Raw genomic sequence first — 21,917 nt, 5'->3', positions numbered from 1 at the left:
CCGCCGGGCAGTGACCGGTGCCCGGCCACTGCCCGGCGGCGGAGCATCGGGAACACTGGGCCGGGTGATCGTCGCGCAGCCCGTCCTCGAAACGCACCCGTCCGACGGCTTCGGCCTCTGGCCCGTCGCCGAGCCCGGGCCGTCCGGCTTCCTCGCGCTCGACGGCACGCTCACCCCCGCCGAGGTCGGGGCGGCGGTGATGTACCTCGCCGCCTGCAACGACATCGACCCGGACGGCGACCGGCCACCCCGTCCCGCCGACCCCCTCGCCTCGTTCCTCCACGGACTGCTGACCTTCGACACCCTCTTCGCCTCGGGCGGCCTGCGCGTCACCGACCGCGCCACGGGCGTCACCTTCCTGCCCGGCTGCTGCGACGGCATCGAGGACTGGCGCGGCTGGTACCGGCTCGTCGCCGGCGAGGGCCGGCTCGGCTTCGGCCACGCCCCCGTGACACCGACCGCGGAACGGGTCGGCGGCACGATCCGGCTCACGGTCGACGCCGAGCGCAGCGACAGCCCGTTCATCGAACTGACGCCACCCGCACTCCGCGACCTGCTCACGGGAGCGGAGCGCGACCTGACCGCCTTCCGCGTCCTGGCGGACGACTGGGCCTCCGTACACCTCCCGGCTCACCGGGCCCTGGTCGGCACGGCCCTCGCCCGGGTCCTCGACCTGCCCGCCCAGCCGTAGCCCTCCCCTGCCCCGACCGGCCCTCACAGCGGGATCGCCCGCCCGGACGCACGGATCTCCCCGAGGCCCCGCGCAAAGCACGCCGCCGGGGCCATCGGCCGGCGGCCGAGGAGGAAGAGCGGTCCCGCCGTACCGAACGCCCGGCCGCCGTCACGCGGGTTCCGATCCGCGCTCCGGTCCGGCCCCGTAAGAGGACGCCGCGCTCCCCATGAGCATGGCCGCAGGCCGGCAGCGACCCCTGCGCACACCATCGGAGGTACGAGGGCCCCGCCCGCGCGACGGGAGCGCCGGCCGGAGCTACGTTGAAGAGGTCAGGGGCAGAGCGAGCGGCCCTGCCCTTGACCCAACCCTCCGCGTTGGCGCCGGTCAGGGAACCGGGACAGCCCACCTCGTGTCGTCGTGGGGTCGCCGACGACCGCCCCCCCTCGGCTCCCCTCGGCTCCTCAGCCGACGCGGGCCGCGATGGTGCGCGCGCAGGTCAGTGACTCGGTGCGGGTCGTGTCGACCTCCAGGTCGTACGCCACCCCCACGTGCACCGTGTCCGCCTGCATCGCGGCCATCCCCTGGACGCGGTCCCCCCTGGCGATCTCCCGGCCCGCGGCGACCTCGGCGTCACACCTGACGCCGACCCAGAGCACGTCCACCCCCTCGGCGGCCTTCCGCCATCGCCGCTGGGATTCCGCGCCGCCGAGGAAGACGTCGTCGACGACGACCCGGGCTCCCGCTCGGGCCATCGTCGCGATGCCCTCCCTCCAGGCCGCCTCCAGCCTCCCGAACTCCGCGCCGACGCTCACGCCCCCGTCCGCCTCGAACACGATCCCGTCGTCCGACGCCTGCATCCTCGCGGGCAGCGCGTCCACGAAGGAGTCCACGCCGAACGCGAGCCACGGGTCCGGCAGCACCTGCTGAAGGCAGCGCACGATCCCGGACTTCCCGGAGCTGGAACCGCCATTGAGAATGATCATCTGAATCGCCACCGCGCCACCCTAGGGCTCCCCGCATCCCACACGCAGGGAATTCGGGCGGGGCGGCACCGTGGCCCGGTCGGCAGGCTGCCCTGGCGTGGTCACCCGCCGCCTCTACCGGCCCTCCTCGGCCCGCTCCTTCTCGCTGACGGCCGCCACGGGCCCGGGATCTCGGAGGCAGGAGGCGACGACCACGAGGGGCCAGACCGACTGGATGCAGGTGACCAGGCGCTCCGCGACTCCGGAGGCGCCGTGGCGGTTGATCTCGACGAGGAACCAGATCGCACCGGCGCCCATCATGAGGGTGGCGGCGAGGGCGGGTGCGGGGCGGAGCCCCCAGGGGGCAGCAGGGTCCTTCCGGGCCGCGAGGACCGGCCACAGGGCGAGGAGCGTGAACCCGACGGCGGCCAGCGAGCCGTGACGGAGCGATCCCCCGCTGCTGGGCGCCGGCACGAGTGCGACGAGCAGCGCCGCCACGCCTCCGCCGGCCAGCGCGAGCCGGCCGGCGGAGACAGCCGCCCGCAGTCCCCACGCCGTGACCAGGTGACAGACGCCGAGGCCGAAGAGGGCCGAGGTCATCACCCAGAACCCCGGAGCGCCGTAGGCCGCGAGGACGCTGATCGTCTGGGTGACGGGATCGTAGGCGGAGCCTTCCAGATGCCCGGCGACCGCCCAGCCGGCGATCAGCAGGACGGGGGCGCATCCCGACGAGACCAGGGCCCAGAGGGGTACAGATCGCATCGCCCCACCGTAAGACCAGCACCGGCCGCCCGGACGGACCGTCATGACTCGGCGCGTGGCGCGGGGTTCGGTCGCCTCCCGGGGGCGTGACGCCGGGCGGCGGGTCGCGTGGCAGGGGCGGCGGGTCGCACGGCAGGGGCCGGCGGGCGGTCCCGCCGACCACCCCCATCCGCTCCGGGACGACACGTCGCGATACCGCGGGACAGGGTCATCTCACGGGGACCGCCCCGTCGGAGGGCGCCTCGCCGGAGGTCGTTGCGTCCGTCGTCGCCGGGGACACGTCGCCGCCGGGGCCTCGGAGGACCACGTACACGAAGAGGGCGCCCATGACGGCGACTCCGGCCCACATCGCGTGGTGCCAGCCGTCCACGAAGGACTGCTGTGCGGCGCGGAGGAGATCCGGGGCGCGGGAACCCGCGCCCGCCGACGCCTCGACGGCGTGGGCGATGCCCTCCCTGGAGGTGTCCGCCGCCCCCTGGGGAATGCCGTTCAGCCGGTCGTCGACGGCGTCGCGGTAGCCGGCCGACAGGAGGGCGCCGAGCAGCGCGACGCCGAGCGCGGTACCGAACTCGCGGGTGACGTCGTTGAGCGCGGACGCCACGCCCTGCTTGCCGCGCGGCAGCGAACCGGTGATCGCCTCGGTGGAGGGCGTCATCGCCAGGCCCATCCCGGCGCCCATGGCGAGCATGCCGGGCAGGATGCTCGCGTAACCGCCGTCGACCGAGACGAAGACCGCCATCAGGGCCAGGCCGACGGTGGCGAGAGCGATGCCGCCGGCCATGGTCGGGCGGGAGCCGACGCGTACGGCGAGCCTCGGGGCGAGGCCGGAGGCGGCCATCATCATCACGGCCATCGGCATGAGCGCCAGCGTGGACAGCAGCCCGGACCAGCCCAGCACGGCCTGGAAGAAGGGGAAGAGGACCACGGCTATCCCCGCCTGCACACCGAAGACGACCAGCAGGGTCACGGCACCGCCGGCCAGACCGCGTGCCCTGAAGAGGCGTACGTCGAGGAGAGCGGCGTCACGGCGATGCAGCTGCCGGGCCACGAAGCCGACGGCCGCGGCGAGGCCGACGACGAGACCGGTCAGAGTGGCGGGCGACGTCCAGCCGCGCTCGGGGCCCTCCTGGAGGACGAAGATCAGGCCGACCACGGCGACGGTGGAGATGAGCGCGCCCACGGTGTCGAAGGTGTGCTCGGAGCGCTCGCGGGAGTCGGGGACCCACCTGACGGCCATGGCCAGGGCGGCGGCGACCAGGACCACGGGCAGCACGAACAGCCCCCGCCAGTCCGCGACGTCGACGAGCAGCGCGGAGAGGAACATGCCCAGGATGCCGCCGCCCCCGGCCACCCCCGTCCACACGCCGATCGCCTTGCCGCGCTGTTCCTCGGGGAAGGTGGAGGTGATGACGGCGAGGGTGATGGGCATGATCACCGCCGCGCCGACGCCTCCGACCACGCGCGCGGCCAGCATCACCTCGGCGTTCGGTGCCAGGCCCGCCACGACGCTCGCCGCGCCGAAGACGGCCAGTCCGGTGATCAGCATGGGCTTGCGCCCGATCCGGTCGCCGAGCGCGCCGAGCGGCAGCAGCAGCGCCGCCAGCGTGAGGGTGTAGATGTTGATGATCCACAGAACGGTGCTCTGCGAGGCGCCGAACTCGACCGCGAGGTGGGTCTGCGCGACGTTGAGTCCGGACACCGACGCGATCACGGCCATCAGCGCGACGGAGACGGCCGCCAGGATGCCGCGCAGCTGACGCGCGTCCGGCACTCCCCCGCCGCCGTCGTCAGGGACCGGCGTCGGGGCGGAGTGGTTCGTGTTCATGAGTTCCTCTCATGGTGCGGCCCCGCGGGGCCGGTGGAAGAGCGGGTACCGGATCGGGCGCCGGCACGTGGCACGGTCCGGGGGCGGGTGGAGGCGGTTCTCGTAGGCGCCGCCGCGACCGGCGCGTACGAGAACCGACCGGCCCGAGGCGGGTGGGCTCCGCGTCGTCGGCCGCTGTCGCGCGCGACGACCGATCGGCGGGGCGGACGCCCGGGCCCCGGACCGGCTGATCACGACGCTAGGCGCACCTTGCATCCAGGGCATACTCTTTTGCGTATGACGCAAGAAGAAGGCGATCTGGACGGCCTGGTACGCAAGCGCATCCGCGCCCTGCGGGTGGCACAGGGCTGGTCGCTGGAGGAGCTGGCCGGCCGGACCAACCTCAGCCAGTCCTCCCTCAGCCGCATCGAGAACGGACGGCGCCGCCTCGCGCTCGACCAGCTGGTCCTCCTCGCCCGCGCTCTGGACACCACGCTGGACCAGCTCGTGGAGACCGCCGACGACGACGTCGTCATCAGCCCGACGGTCGACGCGGCTCGCGGGTCGATGCGCTGGCCCGTCAAGAGCGACCCGGGCATGACGGTGGTGCGCCAGCGCATGACCGAGCCGCCGCCGGAGAATCCGGCCCGGATGCGCGCCCATCCCGGGCGCGAGTGGCTGGTCGTCCTGTCCGGGACCGCGATCCTCATGCTCGGCCACCGGCGATTCCGCGTCGAGGCGAACCAGGCGGCCGAGTTCCCGACGATGATGCCGCACGCGATCGGCGCCGACGGCGGCCCCTGCGAGATCCTGGGCATCTTCGACCGCGACGCCCGCCGCGGCCACCAGCGCCAGGACGCGGAGGGCGACCCGACGCCGTAAGGACTGCCCCTACGGGCGGTGCAACGTTTGCGCCGCCCTCGCGCGGTCAGTCGCACAGGTGCGGGGGCCCCGACATCGGAGAGGACCGCATCGTGCCGCACGACGGAAGGCCCCAGGAAAAGCCCCACGGACAGCCCGCCGGGAAGCTCGACGGGCGGAGCGTACTCGTCCTGACGACCAACTACGGCACCGAGCAGGACGAACTGCGGAAGCCGGTCGCGGTCCTGCGGGAGAACGGAGCCCGCGTCACCGTCGCCGCGCAGAAGGACGAGCCCGTCCAAACACTCGTCTCGGACCGCCGTCCCGGTGCCGAGATCCCTCCCGGCACGACGCTCGCCGAGGCGACGGCGGACGGCTTCGACGCCGTGATCGTGCCTGGCGGCACCGTCAACGCCGACCATCTGCGCACCGACGCCGACGCACGCCGCCTCGTCACGGCCTTCGCCGAGGCCGGCAAACCGGTGGCGGCCATCTGCCACGGTCCGTGGCTCCTCGTGGACAGCGGACTGGCCGAGGGCCGGGAGCTGACCTCGTACCCCTCGCTCCGCCCCGACCTGGAGAACGCCGGCGGCACGTGGCTGGACCGCGAAGTCGTCGTGGACACCGCCGGTGGGCACCCCCTGATCACCTCCCGGCGACCGGGCGACCTCGACGCCTTCTCCGCGGCGATCATCCGCTGCCTGGACGGCTGACGGAAAGCGGCTGCGCCCCCGGCGCACGCTGTGCCATCGTCGTGATCCGACCGCGCGGTGAGGGAGGGACACGTGGACGAAGTCGGGGGCGGACCGACGGCGGCGGCCTGGTTGGTGACGGCGAACGTCGTGGCCTGGCGTCGGTGCGGGGTGGGCGGGCAGGAGCTGCGGGCCGGGACGAAGTCCTTCCGGGGCGGGGCGAAGGTGTACGTGGTCCGCGTGTACTGGGGGCCGGGGGGTGATCGGCTCTCGGTGCTCGGGCGCGAGCGGCACAGCAGTCGGTGGATCAACATCGACATGGCGACGCGTCATCTGCACGGCTTCCGGCCGAAGCTCGTCCACACTCCGCGGGTGCTGGAGCGCCTGGGCGAAGCGGGTCGCGTGCGCGAAGCCGGTGCGGAGCCGCCGGCGTACGTCACGGACTGCGCCACGACGCTGGAGCGGTACGCGCGCCGCTACCGCGCCGAGGTGCGCGGGCCGCACCCGGACCGGTGCCTCTGTCACTCCTGCCTCACCGGCGAGTCCGTGGCGGACCTCCTGGGGACGTGAGCGCGCGCAGGCCCTCCACCGTTCCCTTGCCATCGGCGCGCGGAACGACCACGCGGCCCTCGGCGCGGCGGTAGCGGTGGGCGGGTGTCGGCCGGCCCGGCGACGGGTGACGGCGCCCCGGGCGGGGGTGTCAGTGCGCTGAAGTATTGTTCCCGCCACCGCACACCGACTACTGAGGATCCAGAGAATTGACTGCGCTGCCTGTCTTCCCGCTGCCGTTTCAAACCACCCGTTCCGTGGCGGCGTTCGCGACCCCCCGCACGCTGCGGGAGCTGGAGATGATGGAGTGCAGCGCGCACATCCGGGCGAAATCCGGGTGGTTCGACAAGATGCGCGACGCCGACATCGTCGCCCGGTGGACGCGGGAGGCGACCGCCCAGGGGCTGACCGAGGCGCAGGTCCGGTACGTCCTCGACGAACTGGCGCACTACGCCACGCTGCGGGACGGGGAGTCCGGCGTCGAGGTGTCCGCCGTGGACGGGGTGTGGCAGTCGGACAGGCTGGTCGACGACAAGCTCAGGTCCCGGCTGCGCGAGGCGGTCCGGGTGCTGGAAGAGGTCCCCGCCGAGGAGCTGGACTGGCATCCGGGGTCCGACGGCCAGGTGCTCGACCTCGTGCATCCCTCGCTGTTCTGCCTGGTGAGGGAGGCGAGCGGCGCCCCGGAGCGGGCTTGGGTCAACCCGACGGACCAGTACTCGAAGCACGAGTTCTCGGAGCGGTTCCAGTGGCTGCCCACGGACGTCGAGGTGAGCGAGGACGGTGACGTCTCCTTCCTCTCGTACGTCAACAACGTCCACCCGGAGACGCATCACGAGCTGGCCGCCGTCCTGCCGGACCTGTGCGCCCGCTTCCTGCCGCTGTGGGAGAACGTGCTGACCGATCTGCGCCATCCGCGGCCGGTGCGGATCGATACCGATCCCTATGGGTGGTACGGCGAGGCGCCCGCGTACCCGAACAAGGCCGACTACAGCGACGACGCGGCCCACCGGGAGGCCTACCGCGCGTGGAGGGAGGCCCATGACGTCTGGTGGGACAACCGCCGCCTCACCGTCCCCGACGCCCCCGGCTACACCCCTCCCGCGGTCCCCGACGCCTCCGCCCGGGTCGATCTGCGGGGACGTCGCCTCCAGGTGATCGTCAAGCTCGCCACCATCCAGCTGACGCCGGACAAGCCGGAGTACGCCGGCGGTTCCTGGCACGTCGAGGGGATGCTGAACGAGCGGATCGTGTCGACCGGCCTCTACTACTGGGACAACGAGAACATCACCGAGAGCCGGCTGAGCTTCCGGGCGGCGCTCGACGACCCGGAGTACGAGCAGAGCGACGACGAGGGCATGCGCGAGGTCTACGGCCTGGAGAACGAGGACGCGCTGAACCAGGTGCTCGGTTCGGCCTCGACCGAGGAGGGCCGCTGCCTCGCCTTCCCCAACGTCCTCCAGCACCGCGTCGGTTCGTTCCGCCTCGCGGACCCCACCCGGCCCGGACACCGCAAGATCCTCGCGTTCTTCCTGGTCGACCCCTCGGCGCCGATCGTCTCGACCTCCGACGTGCCCCCGCAGCAGCCGTGGTCCGACAGCTCGACCATGACGCTGGAGCAGGCGAAGGACTACCGCGAACAGCTCATGCGGGAACGCAAGTTCTTCGTCGACGAGCACAACGAGCAGCTCTACGAGCGCGAGTTCTCCCTCTGCGAGCACTGACCCCTCGTGGGACCGGCGAGGGCGAGCGGCGCGCCGTGACGCCGCTCGCCCTCAGGAAGGCCGGGGGAAGGCGGAGGAGGCGGAGAAGGGACCGTCCAGGGCTGCCCATTGCAGGAGCAGGACGGTCTTGCCGTCGGTGACGCGTCCGTCGCGGGTCATCGACAGGGCCTCGGCGAAGGGGACTTCGAGGACTTCGATGTCCTCGCCCTCCTCCGGCACCCCGCCGCCGGTTCCCGTGCGGTCGGCCGGGGTGTAGGGGGCCGCGTAGAAGTGGAGGCGTTCGGTGACGGAGCCGGGGCTCATGTAGACGTCCATGACCGGGGTGACGTCGGTGAGGGTGACGCCCAGCTCCTCGGCGGCCTCGCGGCGGACGGCCGTGAGCGGGTCGTCCTCGTCGAGAAGTCCGGCGGCGGCCTCCACGAGCATGCCGTCGGGGTGGCCGTTCACGTAGGCCGGGTAGCGGAACTGACGGGTGAGCAGGACGCAGCCGCGTTCCGCGTCGTACGGGAGGACGACGGCGCCGTTGCCGCGGTCGTACGTCTCGCGCTGCTGCGTCTCCCACGCTCCGTCGCGGCGGCGGTAGTCGAAGGTCGTGCGCCGCAGGACGTGCCAGCCCTGTGAGGTGAGCTCGACGTCGCGGATCACGACGTCGGGGTTCCGGGAGAGGTCGCGTCCCGCCCGGTCGAGGCCGGTGCGGCCCCGGTGGTCAGGGGCGTCGACGCCGGGGCGCAAGGCGGGGCGGGCTCCGGCCGCGGGCGCGGGCGCGGCCACGGGCGCCGTCGCAGCCGCCGTCGCAGCCGCCACGGCCGGGGTCGCGGTCGCCGGTGTCGCTCCGGTCCCTGCCGTCGCCCCGGTCTCTGCCGTCGTCCCGGTCCCTCCCGGCGCTGCCTTGTCGTTCGTCCGGTCTGTCATGCGGTCTCCTCCGGGCTGCGGTGCGGGTTCTCGGCCGCGTCGCGGTGCACGGGCGAGGCGCGGGCGGTGTCGACCTGCCGGTCGGCGAGGGGCTTCGCAGGCCGCGGCCGGTCACGGGGGCGCTACGATACACGCAGAAACGCGCAAGAACAGGAGAGAACGTGCATGCTGGCTGCTGAACGCCGAGCTCATCTGCTGGACGTACTGGCCCGCGAGGGCAAGATCGTCGCCAAGGACGTCGCCGCCGACCTGGGTCTCTCCGAGGACAGCGTGCGGCGGGCCCTGCGCGACCTCGCGGCCGAGGGCCTGTGCCAGCGGGTGTACGGCGGGGCGCTGCCGGTGTCCCCCGCCGTGGCCGACTACGGCGCGCGCCGGTCGGTGTCTCCCGAGGGCAAGCGGAAGGTCGCCGCGGTCGCCGCCCGTCTCGTACAGCCGGGCAGCGCGCTCATCCTCGACGGCGGCACCACCGCGCTGGCCGTCGCGCGGGCGCTGCCGCACGAGCTCGACTGCACCGTGATCACCCACAGTCCGACCGTCGCGGCGGCGCTCCTGGACCATCCGCGCGCGGAACTGTTCCTCCTCGGGGGCCGCGTCTTCAAGCACTCGGCGGTCGCCTGCGGCGCGGCCGCGGTCGAGGCCGCGCAGAACGTCTCCGCCGACCTGTGCCTGCTCGGCGTCACCGGGGTCCACCCCGAAGAGGGGCTGACCACCGGCGACGCCGAGGAGGCGGCGATGAAGCGCGCGCTGGCGGGCCGCGCGGCGGAGACGTACGTCCTCGCCTCCGCCGAGAAGATCGGGGCGGCCTCCCGGTTCCGCGTCCTGCCGTGGGAGGACGTCACCGGTGTGATCACCGACGCGGGCCCGGACGACGCCGTCGTCGCGCGCCTGCGGGAACTCGGGCCGGAGATCCTGACGTCCCCCTGAAAGCCCTCGGCGGCGGACGCCGTGAGCGGGGCGGCGAGGACCGGGACTACAGGTCGTCGCAGATCGCGCGGGCGCGGTCGAGGTCCTTCTTGACCGTCTCGTCGAACTGGAAGGTCATGTTGTGGCGTTCCTGCGAGCGACGTATCGTCTCGGCGAGTTCCTTGAACGACGCGTCGCCCGCGGCCGCCGCCGCGGAGAGCGTGCCCGCCGCCGCGTACCGGTTGAGGGCGATCGTGCCGGCGGGTCCCTGGTCCGTGTACTTCTTCTCATCGAAGCCGTCGAGCGCCTGGCAGGCGGCTCGCGCGTCGGCGGCGGCGGTGCCGCCGCCGGAGGCGCCGTCCCCGCTCAGCGCCCAGAAGGCGCCCACGCCCCCGGCTCCGAGGGCGAGACCCGCGGCGAGCGCGAGCACGACGACGCCGGTGCGCTTGCCGACGGGTCCGGGCGGGGGCGTGGAGGGCACGGGGGGCGCGTTGAAGGGGGTGTGGGGGTAGGGCTCCTGAGGCTGCATCCGGCCCAAGGTAGCCGTCCTGCCCGCGCGCAGGAAGCGGGGGCGGTGGGGAAGGCCGGGGCGCTCGGCTCCCCCGTACCCCGACTCCCTCCCCTCCCTTCCCTCCCTCCCCCGTCGCCCGTCCTACCCGCCGACGCGGGACTTGAGGCGCTGCGCGAGCGTGGCCCGGTGGGTGTCGTCCGACGCCAGGTCCAGGGCCGTCCAGGCCATGGCGAGGCCGCCGTCCAGGACCGCGCGGTCGGCTCCGGGCGTGGTGCCGTAGCGGGTGAACTCGGGGTTGTGCATGATCGCGTCGCCGCAGTCGTAGCCGATCATGGGGTGGATCGTCGGGACGAGGTGGGAGACGTTGCCCATGTCGGTCGAACCGCCGCGCAGGGCCGGGTCGATGTCCTGGACGTCGCGGCCGAGGGCGCGGGCGGCGTTCAGGTAGGTACGGGCCATGGCGAGGTCCTGGCGGAGGTCGGCGTAGTCGTTGCCGACCGGGTCGAGGGTGAGTTCAGCGCCGGTGGCCAGCGCGCCGGCCTCGAAGCAGGCGCGGATACGGGTCTGGAGGCCGCGCAGCTCCTCCATGGTGCCGGCGCGGACGTCGTAGTCGGCGGTGGCGAGCGCGGGGATGACGTTGGCGGCCTCGCCGCCCCGGGTGACGACGCCGGAGACGACTCCGCCGGGCGGCATCTGCTGACGGTAGGCGGCGATGGCGACCTGGGCGATCATCAGGGCGTCGGCGGCGTTGGTCCCGCGCTCGGGCATCGCCGCCGCGTGGGCGGCGACCCCGTCGTACCTCACCTTCCAGCTGCTGATGGCCTGGGAGGTCATGCCGACGGCGTCCTGCGGGGCGGCGTGCACCATCATCGCGGCGGCGACGTCGTCGAAGGCGCCGGCCTTCAGCATGTCGACCTTGCCGCCGCCGGACTCCTCGGCGGGGGTGCCGAGGAGTTTGACGGTGAGGCCGAGGTCGTCGGCGTACGGGGCGAGGGCGAGGGCGGCGGCGACCGCCGCCGCGCCGTTGACGTTGTGGCCGCAGGCGTGGCCGATGCCGGGCAGGGCGTCGTACTCGGCGCAGATGCCGATGACGAGGTCGCCGCTGCCGGCGGTGGCCCGGAAGGCGGTGGGCAGTCCGTAGGCGCCGCGCTCGGTCTCGAAGCCGGCGGCCTCGACGAGGTCGGTGATCCGGCGGGCGGCCCGGTGCTCCTCGTAGGCGAGCTCGGGGTCGGCGTGCAGGGCGTGGCTGAGGTCGATCAGGTCCTCGCGGCGGGAGGCGAGGGTGGCGCGGGTGCGCTCGCGCAGCGCGGCGGGGGTCATGCGAGCTCCTTGGCGGGCTTCGGGGTGCGGTAGAGCAGGGCGAGGGCGGCTCCCGCGACGGAGACGGCCGCGCACAGGGTCCAGGAGGTGGTGTAGGCGCCGAGGGTGGGGAGCACGCGGCCGGCGGGGGTGTGTCCGGCGAAGACGGTGAGGACGACGGCCGCGCCGATGGATCCGCCGACGTTGATCAGCAGTTCGTTGATGCCGGAGCCGACGGCGGTGCGGTCGTGCGGCACCGACTCGACGGCGAGCGTGCGGGTGGAGTGCTGCATGAGGCCGGTGCCGAGACCGGCGACCGCCGTGCCCGCGAGGAAGGCGGCGAGGTGGGTGTGGAACGCGGCGGAGACCACGTACCCGATCGCCATGAGGAGGGAGCCGCAGACGAGGGTGAGCCGGTCGGACACCGCGCGGGCGAACGCCGGGGCGAGGAGCGCGGCGAGGGCGAGCGCCAGGAGGTTGGGGAGCATCGCCAGGGCGATGGCGAAGGGGTCGAGGCCGGGGCCGTACCCGTCCTGGGCGGTGGCGGTGCCGAGGAAGACCGGATTGGCGACCTGGAGGCCCAGCATGCAGAAGGTGAAGGTCAGGGTGGTGAGGGAGACGACGGCGACGTTCCGGTGCCGGAACATCCGGACGTCGATCATCGGCTCGTCGGTACGCAGCTCCACCAGGACCCACGCCACCGTGACCGCCGCACCGCCGATCAGGCAGACGAGCGTGCGCGGGGAGGCCCACTCCCAGCCGGGGGTGCCGCCGAGGCCGAGCCCCAGCATCACGGCGAGGAGACCGACGCAGAGCAGGATGCCGCCGGCCCAGTCGACGGGGCCGCCGGGCCGGTGGTCCGACTCCGGCAGGAAGCGCCAGCTGAACGCGAGGGCGAGCGAGGTGGCGACGGCGGGCACCCACAGCGCTGCCGTGGGGCTGTCCACCGAGCGGGCCACCAGGCCGCTCGCGACGAGCCCGAGGGCGAGTCCGCCGACCAGCGCCGCGACCATCACGCTGATGCCCCGGCGGCTCTCGGCGTCGCCGCCCGAACGGTTGCGGAGGATGCCGACGAGGAGCGGGAAGAAGCCGGCGAACGCGCCCTGGAGGATCTGCCCGCCGAGGAGGGTCGGGAAGTCGCGGGCGACGCCGACGAGGAGGGAGCCGAGCAGCACGATGGCGAGGTTCCAGCGCAGCACGCGGCGGTGGCCGTGCAGGTCGCCCATGCGGGAGAGCACCGGGGTGAAGGCGACGCTGGCGAGCAGGTTGGCGATGCTGATCCAGTTCAGGTCCGCCGCGGAGACCTTGAGGGTGTCCGTGAGGCTGCGCAGGATCGGGGAGAGGAAGCCCTGCGTGATGCCGCTGGAGAGCTCGACGAGGATCACGGAGGCGAGCACGGCCGCCGCCGGCGTGGGACGGGGTGTGACTCTACTGGCGGCCGGGGGTGCAGCGGTGTCGGTCATACGTACCACCTGTTCGGTGCGGGCCTCGCGAGCGGGCAGGAAGCGGAGGGGGTGTGCGGGGTGGGGAGGGGTGAGGTGGGGCGGGGTGGAGTGAGGTGGTCGGCGCTCCGGCGCGAACCGCACCACAATGTGGCCATCGGGCACGGACCTCGACAAGAGTCGTGGGCACTGTCGGGGGAAGAAGACAATGGAGGGGTGCTCGACGGCGGAATCTGGCGGCAGGGCCCCCGGACCATCGCCGATCCGGCGCACCGTGGACCGGTCGGCGGGCGGCCCGTACGGTGCGGCGGGCGCGACGGCCCGCCCCCCTGGCCCCGGGCCCGCCGGCCCTGTCCCCTTCCGGAAGCGGAGGCGCACGTGACCGACCCGACCGGCTCCGTCCCGGCGCTGGACGCCGTGGACCACACGATCCTGCGGGCCCTGCACCGCAACCCCCGCGCCCCCTTCGCCGAGATCGGCGCCACCGCGGGGGTGCACGAGCGGACGGTCGCCCGGCGGCTCGAACGGCTGACCTCGACCGGCCGGGTCCGGTTCACGGCGGCCCTGACCCCGGAGTACCTGGGCGAGGGGGTGACCGCGGAGATCGCCGTACGCTGCGCTCCCGGCCGCGTGCACGAGACCGCTCTCTCCCTGGCCCGCCGGGCGGACGCGCGCTCCGTCGAGGTCGCGACCGGCGATCTGGAGGTGTACGCCGAGTTCACGACGCCGGATCACGACGCCCTGCTCACCTTGATCGATTCCGCGATCGGGCGGCTGGACGGCGTGGTCGACGTCCGCTCCCAGGTCGTCCTCCGGCTGCTCCTGACGGCGAGCGACTGGGCCCCGTACGACGACCGCCCGACGGACGTCCGGCGCCGCGTACGGGAAGGAAGGCCCCTGCCCGCTCCCCCGCCGGTGGACGAGCTGGACCGCCGGCTGGTGGCGCTGCTCGGCACGGACGCCCGGATGTCCACCGCGCGGCTGGCGCAGCGCCTCCAGGTGGGCGAGACGACGGCCCGCCGCCGGCTCGCCCGGCTGATGGCCTCCCACGTCCTGCACCTCAGGCTGCACGCGGACCCGGCCGTCCTCGGCTATCCGCTGGAGGCCCGCTTCCGGCTCTCGGTCACCCCCAGCCGGCTGGAGTCGGCGGTCCGGGTGCTGGCGGCGGAGCCCGCCATCCGCCACCTCGTCCTGACCACGGGGACCAGCAACATCCTCGGGTACGCGAGCCACCGCGACACCGTCGACCTGCACGCGTTCACCACGAGGGTGTTCTCCGGCCTCGACGGGGTCACGGCGACGGAGACGGCCGTCCTCATGCGCACGTACAAGCGCGCGAACATCGCCGAGGCCGGTCCCGGCGCACCGCAGCCCTCGCCCCCGCCCCCGGCGCCGCCCCCGCCATCACCGCCCCGAACCGCCCCGCCCCCGAGCGCGTGACCGCGCTCCCCCTTACGTCCTCCTCCCGCCCCGCCCCACCCGTCGGCCCGGCGTGACGCTGCGCGAAGGGGCAGCGCTTCCTGCCCCCGGCGACCCGGGGCGGGCCTGGACGGGGCACGCACCGGTGGGGGCCGAAACCGCCTACGGCACGGCCCAGGGCCGCCATCTGGCCCTGGCCGAGGTCGAGTTCTTCGGCCACAGGTACTAGGCCCGACGCGCGACGACCACCGCCCGGCAGTCCGCGCAGACGCGGCTCCTCCGCGCGGCAAGGAGGGGGCACGGGCGTCGGCGGATCCGTCTCGTTCGGCGGAGGCTCGCGTGACCTGGGGGGTGGGGGGCGCGTTGGGGGGCCATGCGCAAGATCATCACCTGCGGTCTGATGGCCGCCGCGGCGCTCTCCGCCGCCACGCCCGCCTTCGCCGACCACGACAGCGACTTCGGGAGCGGCGTCGACGCCGCGAACAACTGGAACTTCACGGCCGCCGACGTGTGCGTCCAGGAGCTCGCCGTGGTCCCCGCCCTGAGCGACTGGACGGGCGACCACAAGAACAACTGCTCCAACGGCAACGTCATCGACCACTCCCGCTGAGCCCTCCCGCCGCCGCCCCCGTACCGCCCGCCTCGTGAGAGGCTGGCCGGCATGGGGGCATCATCGGGTGATCAGGGGCTTCAGGACTTTCCGGCGGGGATCCAGGTCGGGGACGTGCTCGGCGGGACGGTCGCCGAGGTCACGCGGACCGGTGGACTGACGGTCACCCTGGACGGATTCGCCGCCCGTCCCGTCGGCACCGTCTCTTCCCAGGACATCCACTGGGCCTGGAACCGGCCCCCGGTCGTCGACGTCGGCCACCGGATCACGGCCCAGGTGATCGCCGTGGACCCGGACGAGGGCGAGGTCCGGTTGGCCATGACCGCGACCCGGCACCCGGAGCTGTGGGCCTTCCTCGCGGCGCGCGAGCCCGACGAGATCCTTTCCGGGACCGTCACGGCGATCGAACGGTTCGGCGTGTTCGTGGCGCTGGACGAGGGACCCGCCCATCCGGTCTTCCCCGGGGTGGGGTTCATCTCGATGGCCGAACTGTCCTGGCGCCGTGTGGAGTCGGTGACGGACGTCGTCCTCATCGGGCAGCCCGTCTCGTGCGAGTTCCTCCAGTTCGACACCTGGAACGGCGAGGCCCGGCTGTCTCTGAAGGCGACGCAGCCGGACCCCTTCGACGCCCTGGACGACAGCATCGCCACCGACGGCCGGCGGTTTCGGGGCGTCGTCACGAAACGGCTCTCCTTCGGTGTCGTCGTCCGGATCGCCGACGGCGTCGAGGGCCTGATCCCGCTCCGGCCCGTGCCGGAGGACGAGGTCGCGGAGAACAGGGGCGCGGAGGTCAGCGCCGAGGAGGGCGACGAGGTGACGGTCGTCGTCACCGCCTTCGACCGCGCCCGCCGCCGGGTGACGCTCCGTGCCGCCTCGTCCGACGGGTCGGCGCACCACGCGGCGCCCTGACCGTCGGGGGCGACGCCCGTCGGTGGGTCACGGCGTCTTCGCCGCTCCGCTGGACGCGCGGACGCGGAGTTCGGGGCGGAGCAGGAGTTCGGCCAGGGGGGCGGTCGGGTCGGCGAGGCGGCGGCGCAGGAGTTCGACCGCCCAGGCTCCGACGGCCCGCTTGGGGGGTGCCACGGCGGTCAGGGGTACGTCGCTGAGCTCGGCGACCTCGTCGTCGTACGTCACGACGGCGAGGTCCTCGGGGACGCGCAGCCCGCGGGTCTGGAGGAGGCCGACGAGGGTGACGGCGTCGAGGTCGTTGTGGACCAGGGCGGCGCCCACCTCGCGCCGCTCGACCGCCTGGACCAGTTCGTCGAACCAGCCCGTGGCCGTCGGCCCCTCGGCGGTCTCGACGCGGTACTCGGGGCCCGTCGGCAGCCCCAGGTCACGGCAGGCGGCCGCGTAACCCTCCTGGATCAGCACGGTGTTGGGGCTCTCCGCGCGGGCGATGAGGGCGATCCGGCCGTGTCCGAGTCCGGCAAGGTGACGGACGGCGAGCCCGGCGCCGTGGGCGTGGTCGGACGCCACCTGCTCCAGCCGCCCGGCGTGTCCGGGGGTCCGCCGGTCGACGAGGACGGCGGGGGTGTCGAGGCCGGACAGCCAGCGCTCGACCTCCTCCGCGGGTTCGATCCCGGCCCTCGGCATCAGGAGCAGCCCCTCGGCGCCTGCCGCGACGAGCCGCCGCGTCTGTTCCCGGATCTCGTCCAGGGTGTCGCCGGAGACGGCCAGCACGACGCGGACGCCCTGGGCACGGGCGGCCTCCTGCACGCCCCGGACGATCTCGGGGTAGTAGTAGTCGCCCGGCGGGACGACGAGACCGAAGGAGGGCCCCTGACGGGCCGTCGACCCGGTCGCGCCGGGCCCCGGCGCGGCGGCCTGACCGGCGGCGGCCGGGGACATCGCCCCGCCGTGCACGCGGACGACGAGCCCGCGGCCCGCCAGGTCGCGGACGTCCTGCCGGACGGTGACGGCGGAGACGCCCATCTCCGCCGCGGCCTCCTTCACCGTGATCGATCCCTGGCGCTCCACCATGCGCAGGATCGCCTCGCGCCGTTCCTCGGTCAGCACGCCGCCGTCCCCTCTCCCCGTGAGTGAAGCCAGATGCTTTCACTCGACGAAGTGAAAGGTAGCAACGGCAGGGCGGAGGCGACAGCGATCACCGCGGCGGAGGTGCTCCGGTGCCGCCGCGGGTGAGGTGGTGGAGGCGGAGCGCCAGGTGGATCTCCAGGGCGCTCGCCGGTGTGTTCCAGTCGGGGCCGAGGAGCTGGGCGACCCGGTCGAGGCGCTGCACGACGGTGTTGACGTGGACGTGGAGGGCGTCCTTGGCGCGGGAGAGGCTGGAGCCCTGGTCGTAGTAGGCGTGCAGGGTGCGGACGAGTTCGGTGCCGCGTTCGGTGTCGTACGCGAGGACGGGGCCGAGGACCCGTTCGACGTACGGGCCGATGTCGGCCCGGTCGCCGAGGAGGACGCCGATGAAGCCGAGGTCGGCGATGTCGGCGCCCTCGCCGGTACGGCCGAGGGCGTGGAGCGCGGTGAGGCAGCGCAGGGCCTCCGCGTGGCGGGCGGCGTGCTGGTCGGGGCCGGTGCCGGGGCCGGCAGCGCCCACGGTGACGGGGGCGCCGACGACCCGGGTGAGGTCGGTGGCGAGGCCGTGGGCGAGGGGGCCGGGCCGGTCGCAGGGGGCGAGCAGGACGGTGTGGCCGTGGCGGGTGCCGGCCAGGCCGCCGAGTCTGCGGGCGGTGCGGGCGTTCTCGGCGGCGAGCCGGGAGCGCAGGGCGGGTTCGCAGTCGAGGACCGCGACGGCGTGCGGCCGGGAGAGGTCGAGGCCGAGCCTGCGGGCCCGGAGGGTGAGGCTGCCGCCGTCCCAGTGCGCGGAGGAGGCGGGGCCCGCGAGCAGGTCGTCGAGGAGTTCGCCGCGTACCCGGTCCTCGGTCTCGGCGACCGAGCGGCGGACGAGCAGGAGCATCGCCGTGACGAGCGCCGACCGTTCGAAGAGGCGGCGGTCGGCCTCCGGCAGGTCACCGCGGCCGGTGAGCACGATGCTGCCCAGCGGTTCCGCGCCGGCGAGGACGGCGCAGGTCCAGACGCCGTCGGCGCGGACCGCGCGGCCCTCGGTGCGGGAGGCGGCCAGGCTGGCCGTGGAGGGGGTGACGGGCCCGGTGCCGACCCGGGCGAGTTCGCTGCCGTCGGTGTCGTGCACGGCCACTCCCCCGCCGAGCAGGGCCGCGATCTCGGCGGCGACCTCGTCGGTGCCGGCGCCGCGCAGTACCAGCTTCGAGAGCCGGTCGTGGGCGTCGGACGCCTGGTGCAGGGCCTCGCTGTGGGCGCGGGCGGTGGCGCTGGCGGCTTCGAGCCGGGTCAGCGCGGAACCGGTGGCCTCCAGGCGGCGGGCGCTGTCGATGGCGACGGCGGCGTGGTCGGCGAGCGAGGCGAGGAGGGCGATCGCGTCGGGGGTGAACTCGCGCGGGGTGCGGTCCGCCGCGAAGAGGACGCCGATGACTTCCTCTCCGAGGCGCAGGGGGACGCCGAGGATGCCGCGGAGTCCTTCCTCGGCCACGCCGTCGTCGATGGTTCCGGTGTGCCGGTAGCGGTGGTCGCCGTGGTAGTCGGTGCTGGCGTACGGGCGGGCGGTCTGCGCGACGAGGCCGCCCAGGCCCTCGCCCATGCCGAGCCGCAGCTGCTGGAAGGCGGCGGAGACGGAGCCCTCGGTGACCCGCATGAACGTGTCCCGCGCGACGGGGTCGTTGAGGGTGAGGTAGGCGACGTCGGAGCCGAGGAGCGTCCTGGCCCGCCGGACGATGGCGCGGAGCACGGCGTCGAGGTCCCGCAGCCGCGCGAGGTCGCCGGCCGTGTCGAACAGCGCCACGAGTTCGGCCTCGCGCCGGCGGTACTGGTCGAGGACGCGCCGCACCGACAGGGCGACCTGGGTGGTCTCCTCGATCCACGCGAGCTCCGCGGGGCCGGCGCCGTCGGCCCGGGAGCGGGCGGGCTGGGCGGCGACCTCCTCGGCGGGAGCGTCGGCGGCGAGCAGGTCCAGGATGCGGCGGGCCGCCTCGGCGGACGCGGACGTCCGGGTGTCGGTGCGGCGGCCGGTGGTCATGGGACCTCCTCGCGGTGGTGCGCGGTGTGCGGGTGGGGGCGGACGGCCCGGTCCGTCGTCCTCCTCGGGGACGCCGGGCCGGGCCTGTGGTGTCGAGGGGTCAGGCGCGGTCGCCCGCGGTGACGACGGGCTGTGTCTCGGCCGGCTGCTCGTCCCGGCTCCGGGCCAGGTCACGGCCGCGGGTCTCGCGGGTGACGGCGACGGTGACGGTGGTGACCACGGCGGCCAAACAGAGGTAGACGGCGATGGGGGTGGAGGAGTCGTACTCCTTCAGCAGCTCGACCGCGATGATCGGGGCGAGGGCTCCGGCGACGATCGAGGCCAGCTGGGAGCCCATCGAGGCGCCGGAGTAGCGGACCTTGGTGTCGAACATCTCTGAGATGAAGGCGGCCTGGGGGCCGTACATCGCACCGTGCAGCAGCAGGCCGGCGGTGACGGCCAGGGTGATCACGGCGAACGACTTCGAGTCGACCAGGCCGAAGAAGGCGAACGCCCACACCGCCATGCCGACGGAGCCGATCAGCGTGACCGGGCGGCGGCCGATCCGGTCGGAGAGCGCGCCCCACAGCGGGATGGTGACGAAGTGGATCGCGGAGCCGATGAGAACGGCGTTCAGCGCGGCGCTCTTGGGGAGTTCCAGGTGGAGGGTGACGTACACGAGGAGGAAGGAGGTGAGGATGTAGTACGAGATGTTCTCGCCGAAGCGGGTGCCGATGGCCGACAGGACCTCGCGCCAGCTGCGCCGGAAGACCTCGACGACCGGGGCCTCCTCCTTGACGCCGGCGGCGGCCGCGGCCTCGGCCTTCGCCTGGGCCTCCAGGAAGACCGGGGACTCGGAGACGGAGACGCGGATCCACAGGCCGATGACGACGAGCAGGCCGGACAGCAGGAACGGGATGCGCCAGCCCCACGCCTGGAAGTCGGACTCGGACTGGACGGCGGCCAGCAGGGCCAGGACGCCGGTGGCGAGCAGATTGCCGCCGGGGGCGCCGGCCTGCGGCCAGGACGCCCAGAAGCCGCGGTGCTTGTCGCCGCCGTGCTCGGAGACGATGAGGACGGCGCCGCCCCACTCGCCGCCCAGCGCGAAGCCCTGGACGAGGCGCAGCACGGTCAGCAGGATCGGCGCGCCGATGCCGATCGTCTCGTACGTGGGCAGCAGGCCCATCGCGAAGGTGGCGCCGCCCATCATCAGGAGGCTGATGACGAGCAGCTTCTTGCGTCCGATCTTGTCCCCGTAGTGCCCGAAGACGATGCCGCCGAGCGGGCGGGCGGCGAACCCGATGGCGTACGTGACGAAGGCGATCAGGGTGCCCACGAGCGGGTCGGCGCTGGGGAAGAACAGCGTGTTGAAGACGAGCGCGGCGGCCGATCCGTACAGGAAGAAGTCGTACCACTCGATGGTGGTGCCGATCAGGCTGGCGGCGACGATGCGCTTGATGGATCCGGGGGACGTGGCAGTGGGTCTTGCGGCGGCCATGTGCACCACTTCCGAGCAGGCGATGGGGACGATTCCGTGTCGCCACACCGTAGAAACCCGCTGGTCACGCGTGTATGTGGTTGCACACCATAGTTCACCGCCCCAGCATGCGGGCGGCCACCATGCCTGCGCCGCCGGGGCTCCCCTCCGGCGCCGGCGCGCCGCTCCGAGGCCGGTGCCGAGTATGCGTACCGCGCTCTGTACTTCGCGGCTGCCGGCTGAGGCGTCGGACGCGAGACGGATCGCCTTCGTCGCTCGTCCGCTTGTTATGTTTCCGTCCATGGGGAACGACAAGGTGGGGGGCGCTCTACAGCGCCTCGGGGTCGGGGACGACGCGGCGCTTGTGTACCAGGCCCTTCTGCGGCTGGCCCCCGCGTCGCTCGCGGCGGTCGCCGAGGCGGTAGGGCTGGCGGACGGCCGGGTGGCGTCGGCCTACGAGGAGCTGACCGACGCGGGACTCGTGGGCCCTTCCTACGGGGAGCCGGAGGCCGTGGCTCCCGTCCCGCCCGTGGCGGGGCTCAAAATCCTCGGACGGCAGCGCGCGGCGGAGCTCGACGCCTCGCACGTCGCGATCGTGGGCGCCTTCGAGTCGTTCCGCCGCCAGCGGCTGGGCACGGACGCGACCGGTGTGGTGGAGGCGGTCACGGGTCCGGACATCGGGCCCCGGGTCCGCCAGGCCTGGGCCAGCGCGCGGAAGCAGATCCGCCAGTTCGACACTCCCCCGTACTTCCCGCACCCGGACGGGAGGGGCGAGTCGCTGACCACCCTGCGGCGCGGCGTCGCCCAACGGGTGATCTACTGCCGGGCGTCGCTGGAGCACCCGGGAAACCTCGCCGCGAACATCGAGCCCTGCATCGCGGCGGGCGAGACGGCGAGGGTCCTGCCGACCCTCCCGGTCAAACTCCTCATCATCGACGACGCTTATGCGCTGGTCTCGCTCTCGCTGCACGATTCCGAGGTGTACGGAACGATGCTGATCGTGCAGCCGAGCGCGCTCTTCTCCGCTCTCGTGGCCCTGTTCGAGCAGACGTGGGAGCAGGCGCTGCCCTTCCAGGGTTCCGATCCGCGCCCCCATCGGCTGCTGCCTGCCGACCGGCGGCTCCTCGGGCTGCTCTCGGCGGGGGTGGCCGAGGAGGACATCGCGCATCAGCTCGGGATCAGTCGGCGCACCCTGTCCCGCCGGCTGGAGGCCCTGATGGCCCGGCTCGGGGCGACGACGCGGTTCCAGCTCGGTGCGCACGCCGAGCGACGGGGGTGGTTGTAGGCGGGCCG

Annotated in this window: 20 protein-coding genes; 10 read left to right on the top strand and 10 right to left on the bottom strand. The window is 73.8% G+C overall.

The features are described 5' to 3' along the window. Positions 1-64: 64 nt before the first annotated feature. Positions 65-691 (top strand): hypothetical protein, encoded by a 627-nt coding sequence (locus tag ACFYT9_RS18560; protein ID WP_389165067.1) that lies wholly within the window; start codon positions 65-67, stop codon positions 689-691. A gap of 443 nt (positions 692-1,134) precedes the next feature. On the opposite strand, the gene cpt is transcribed toward ACFYT9_RS18560, so the two are convergent. From cpt to ACFYT9_RS18545, 3 genes are all read right to left on the bottom strand, one after another. Continuing rightward, positions 1,135-1,656 (bottom strand): chloramphenicol phosphotransferase CPT, encoded by a 522-nt coding sequence (gene cpt / locus ACFYT9_RS18555; RefSeq protein WP_389165064.1) that lies wholly within the window; start codon positions 1,654-1,656, stop codon positions 1,135-1,137. Between the two features lie 114 nt (positions 1,657-1,770). Then, positions 1,771-2,397 (bottom strand): DUF998 domain-containing protein, encoded by a 627-nt coding sequence (locus ACFYT9_RS18550; protein WP_389165062.1) that lies wholly within the window; start codon positions 2,395-2,397, stop codon positions 1,771-1,773. A gap of 208 nt (positions 2,398-2,605) precedes the next feature. After that, entirely contained in the window at positions 2,606-4,222 is a 1,617-nt protein-coding gene (locus ACFYT9_RS18545; protein WP_389165059.1) for an MFS transporter, read from the bottom strand. A 276-nt stretch (positions 4,223-4,498) separates the two neighbouring features. Between ACFYT9_RS18545 and ACFYT9_RS18540 the strand changes: the two genes are divergently transcribed. From ACFYT9_RS18540 to ACFYT9_RS18525, 4 genes are all read left to right on the top strand, one after another. Further along, positions 4,499-5,083 carry a helix-turn-helix domain-containing protein gene (locus tag ACFYT9_RS18540; protein WP_387271848.1) on the top strand — a complete coding sequence of 195 codons (585 nt, stop codon included), beginning with the start codon at positions 4,499-4,501 and terminating at the stop codon, positions 5,081-5,083. A gap of 92 nt (positions 5,084-5,175) precedes the next feature. Continuing rightward, positions 5,176-5,775 (top strand): type 1 glutamine amidotransferase domain-containing protein, encoded by a 600-nt coding sequence (locus tag ACFYT9_RS18535; protein ID WP_389165057.1) that lies wholly within the window; start codon positions 5,176-5,178, stop codon positions 5,773-5,775. Positions 5,776-5,847: 72 nt separating this feature from the next. Then, positions 5,848-6,324, top strand: coding sequence for a hypothetical protein (locus ACFYT9_RS18530; protein WP_387271846.1), 477 nt, complete (start codon positions 5,848-5,850; stop codon positions 6,322-6,324). Between the two features lie 188 nt (positions 6,325-6,512). Beyond that, entirely contained in the window at positions 6,513-8,024 is a 1,512-nt protein-coding gene (locus ACFYT9_RS18525) for a DUF4246 domain-containing protein (protein WP_389165054.1), read from the top strand. 51 nt (positions 8,025-8,075) lie between these two features. Here the strand turns inward: ACFYT9_RS18525 and ACFYT9_RS18520 are convergent, their stop codons facing one another. Beyond that, a complete protein-coding gene (locus tag ACFYT9_RS18520) occupies positions 8,076-8,756 on the bottom strand; it encodes an NUDIX domain-containing protein (RefSeq protein ID WP_389165315.1) in 681 nt (226 codons plus the stop codon). Positions 8,757-9,101: 345 nt separating this feature from the next. Here ACFYT9_RS18520 and ACFYT9_RS18515 point away from each other — a divergent pair, with 345 nt between their 5' ends. Further along, positions 9,102-9,860 carry a DeoR/GlpR family DNA-binding transcription regulator gene (locus ACFYT9_RS18515; RefSeq protein WP_376605454.1) on the top strand — a complete coding sequence of 253 codons (759 nt, stop codon included), beginning with the start codon at positions 9,102-9,104 and terminating at the stop codon, positions 9,858-9,860. Between the two features lie 46 nt (positions 9,861-9,906). Here the strand turns inward: ACFYT9_RS18515 and ACFYT9_RS18510 are convergent, their stop codons facing one another. From ACFYT9_RS18510 to ACFYT9_RS18500, 3 genes are all read right to left on the bottom strand, one after another. After that, a complete protein-coding gene (locus ACFYT9_RS18510; RefSeq protein ID WP_389165051.1) occupies positions 9,907-10,368 on the bottom strand; it encodes a hypothetical protein in 462 nt (153 codons plus the stop codon). A gap of 123 nt (positions 10,369-10,491) precedes the next feature. Next, the gene (locus ACFYT9_RS18505) at positions 10,492-11,670 is read right to left on the bottom strand and encodes a M20 family metallopeptidase (protein ID WP_389165048.1); all 1,179 of its coding nucleotides are present in this window, start codon (positions 11,668-11,670) and stop codon (positions 10,492-10,494) included. Beyond that, positions 11,667-13,112, bottom strand: coding sequence for an MFS transporter (locus tag ACFYT9_RS18500; protein WP_389165046.1), 1,446 nt, complete (start codon positions 13,110-13,112; stop codon positions 11,667-11,669). Before ACFYT9_RS18500 ends, ACFYT9_RS18505 begins: the two co-directional genes overlap by 4 nt. Before the next feature lie 357 nt (positions 13,113-13,469). Here ACFYT9_RS18500 and ACFYT9_RS18495 point away from each other — a divergent pair, with 357 nt between their 5' ends. The 3 genes from ACFYT9_RS18495 (at position 13,470) to ACFYT9_RS18485 (ending at position 16,029) form a co-directional block, all read left to right on the top strand. After that, complete coding sequence (locus ACFYT9_RS18495) at positions 13,470-14,531, top strand: Lrp/AsnC family transcriptional regulator (protein WP_389165043.1); 1,062 nt, start codon at positions 13,470-13,472, stop codon at positions 14,529-14,531. Between the two features lie 352 nt (positions 14,532-14,883). After that, positions 14,884-15,120 carry a hypothetical protein gene (locus tag ACFYT9_RS18490; protein ID WP_389165040.1) on the top strand — a complete coding sequence of 79 codons (237 nt, stop codon included), beginning with the start codon at positions 14,884-14,886 and terminating at the stop codon, positions 15,118-15,120. A gap of 51 nt (positions 15,121-15,171) precedes the next feature. Then, positions 15,172-16,029 (top strand): S1 RNA-binding domain-containing protein, encoded by an 858-nt coding sequence (locus ACFYT9_RS18485; protein ID WP_389165037.1) that lies wholly within the window; start codon positions 15,172-15,174, stop codon positions 16,027-16,029. Between the two features lie 27 nt (positions 16,030-16,056). On the opposite strand, the gene ACFYT9_RS18480 is transcribed toward ACFYT9_RS18485, so the two are convergent. The 3 genes from ACFYT9_RS18480 to ACFYT9_RS18470 all read right to left on the bottom strand — a co-directional run bounded on the left by ACFYT9_RS18480 (position 16,057) and on the right by ACFYT9_RS18470 (position 20,645). Next, positions 16,057-17,136: a substrate-binding domain-containing protein gene (locus ACFYT9_RS18480; protein ID WP_389165035.1), complete on the bottom strand. Its 1,080-nt coding sequence runs from the start codon at positions 17,134-17,136 to the stop codon at positions 16,057-16,059. Positions 17,137-17,224: 88 nt separating this feature from the next. Next, positions 17,225-19,168 carry a helix-turn-helix domain-containing protein gene (locus tag ACFYT9_RS18475; protein WP_389165032.1) on the bottom strand — a complete coding sequence of 648 codons (1,944 nt, stop codon included), beginning with the start codon at positions 19,166-19,168 and terminating at the stop codon, positions 17,225-17,227. Between the two features lie 100 nt (positions 19,169-19,268). Then, positions 19,269-20,645 carry an MFS transporter gene (locus tag ACFYT9_RS18470; protein ID WP_389165030.1) on the bottom strand — a complete coding sequence of 459 codons (1,377 nt, stop codon included), beginning with the start codon at positions 20,643-20,645 and terminating at the stop codon, positions 19,269-19,271. Positions 20,646-20,925: 280 nt separating this feature from the next. Between ACFYT9_RS18470 and ACFYT9_RS18465 the strand changes: the two genes are divergently transcribed. Beyond that, a complete protein-coding gene (locus ACFYT9_RS18465; RefSeq protein WP_389165028.1) occupies positions 20,926-21,909 on the top strand; it encodes a helix-turn-helix domain-containing protein in 984 nt (327 codons plus the stop codon). Positions 21,910-21,917: the final 8 nt, after the last annotated feature.

This window comes from Streptomyces sp. NPDC004435, from assembly GCF_042873895.1.
Classification (GTDB): domain Bacteria; phylum Actinomycetota; class Actinomycetes; order Streptomycetales; family Streptomycetaceae; genus Streptomyces.
The sequence above is the reverse complement of the archived record's forward strand: the minus strand, read 5'-3'. Positions and strand labels throughout refer to the sequence as shown.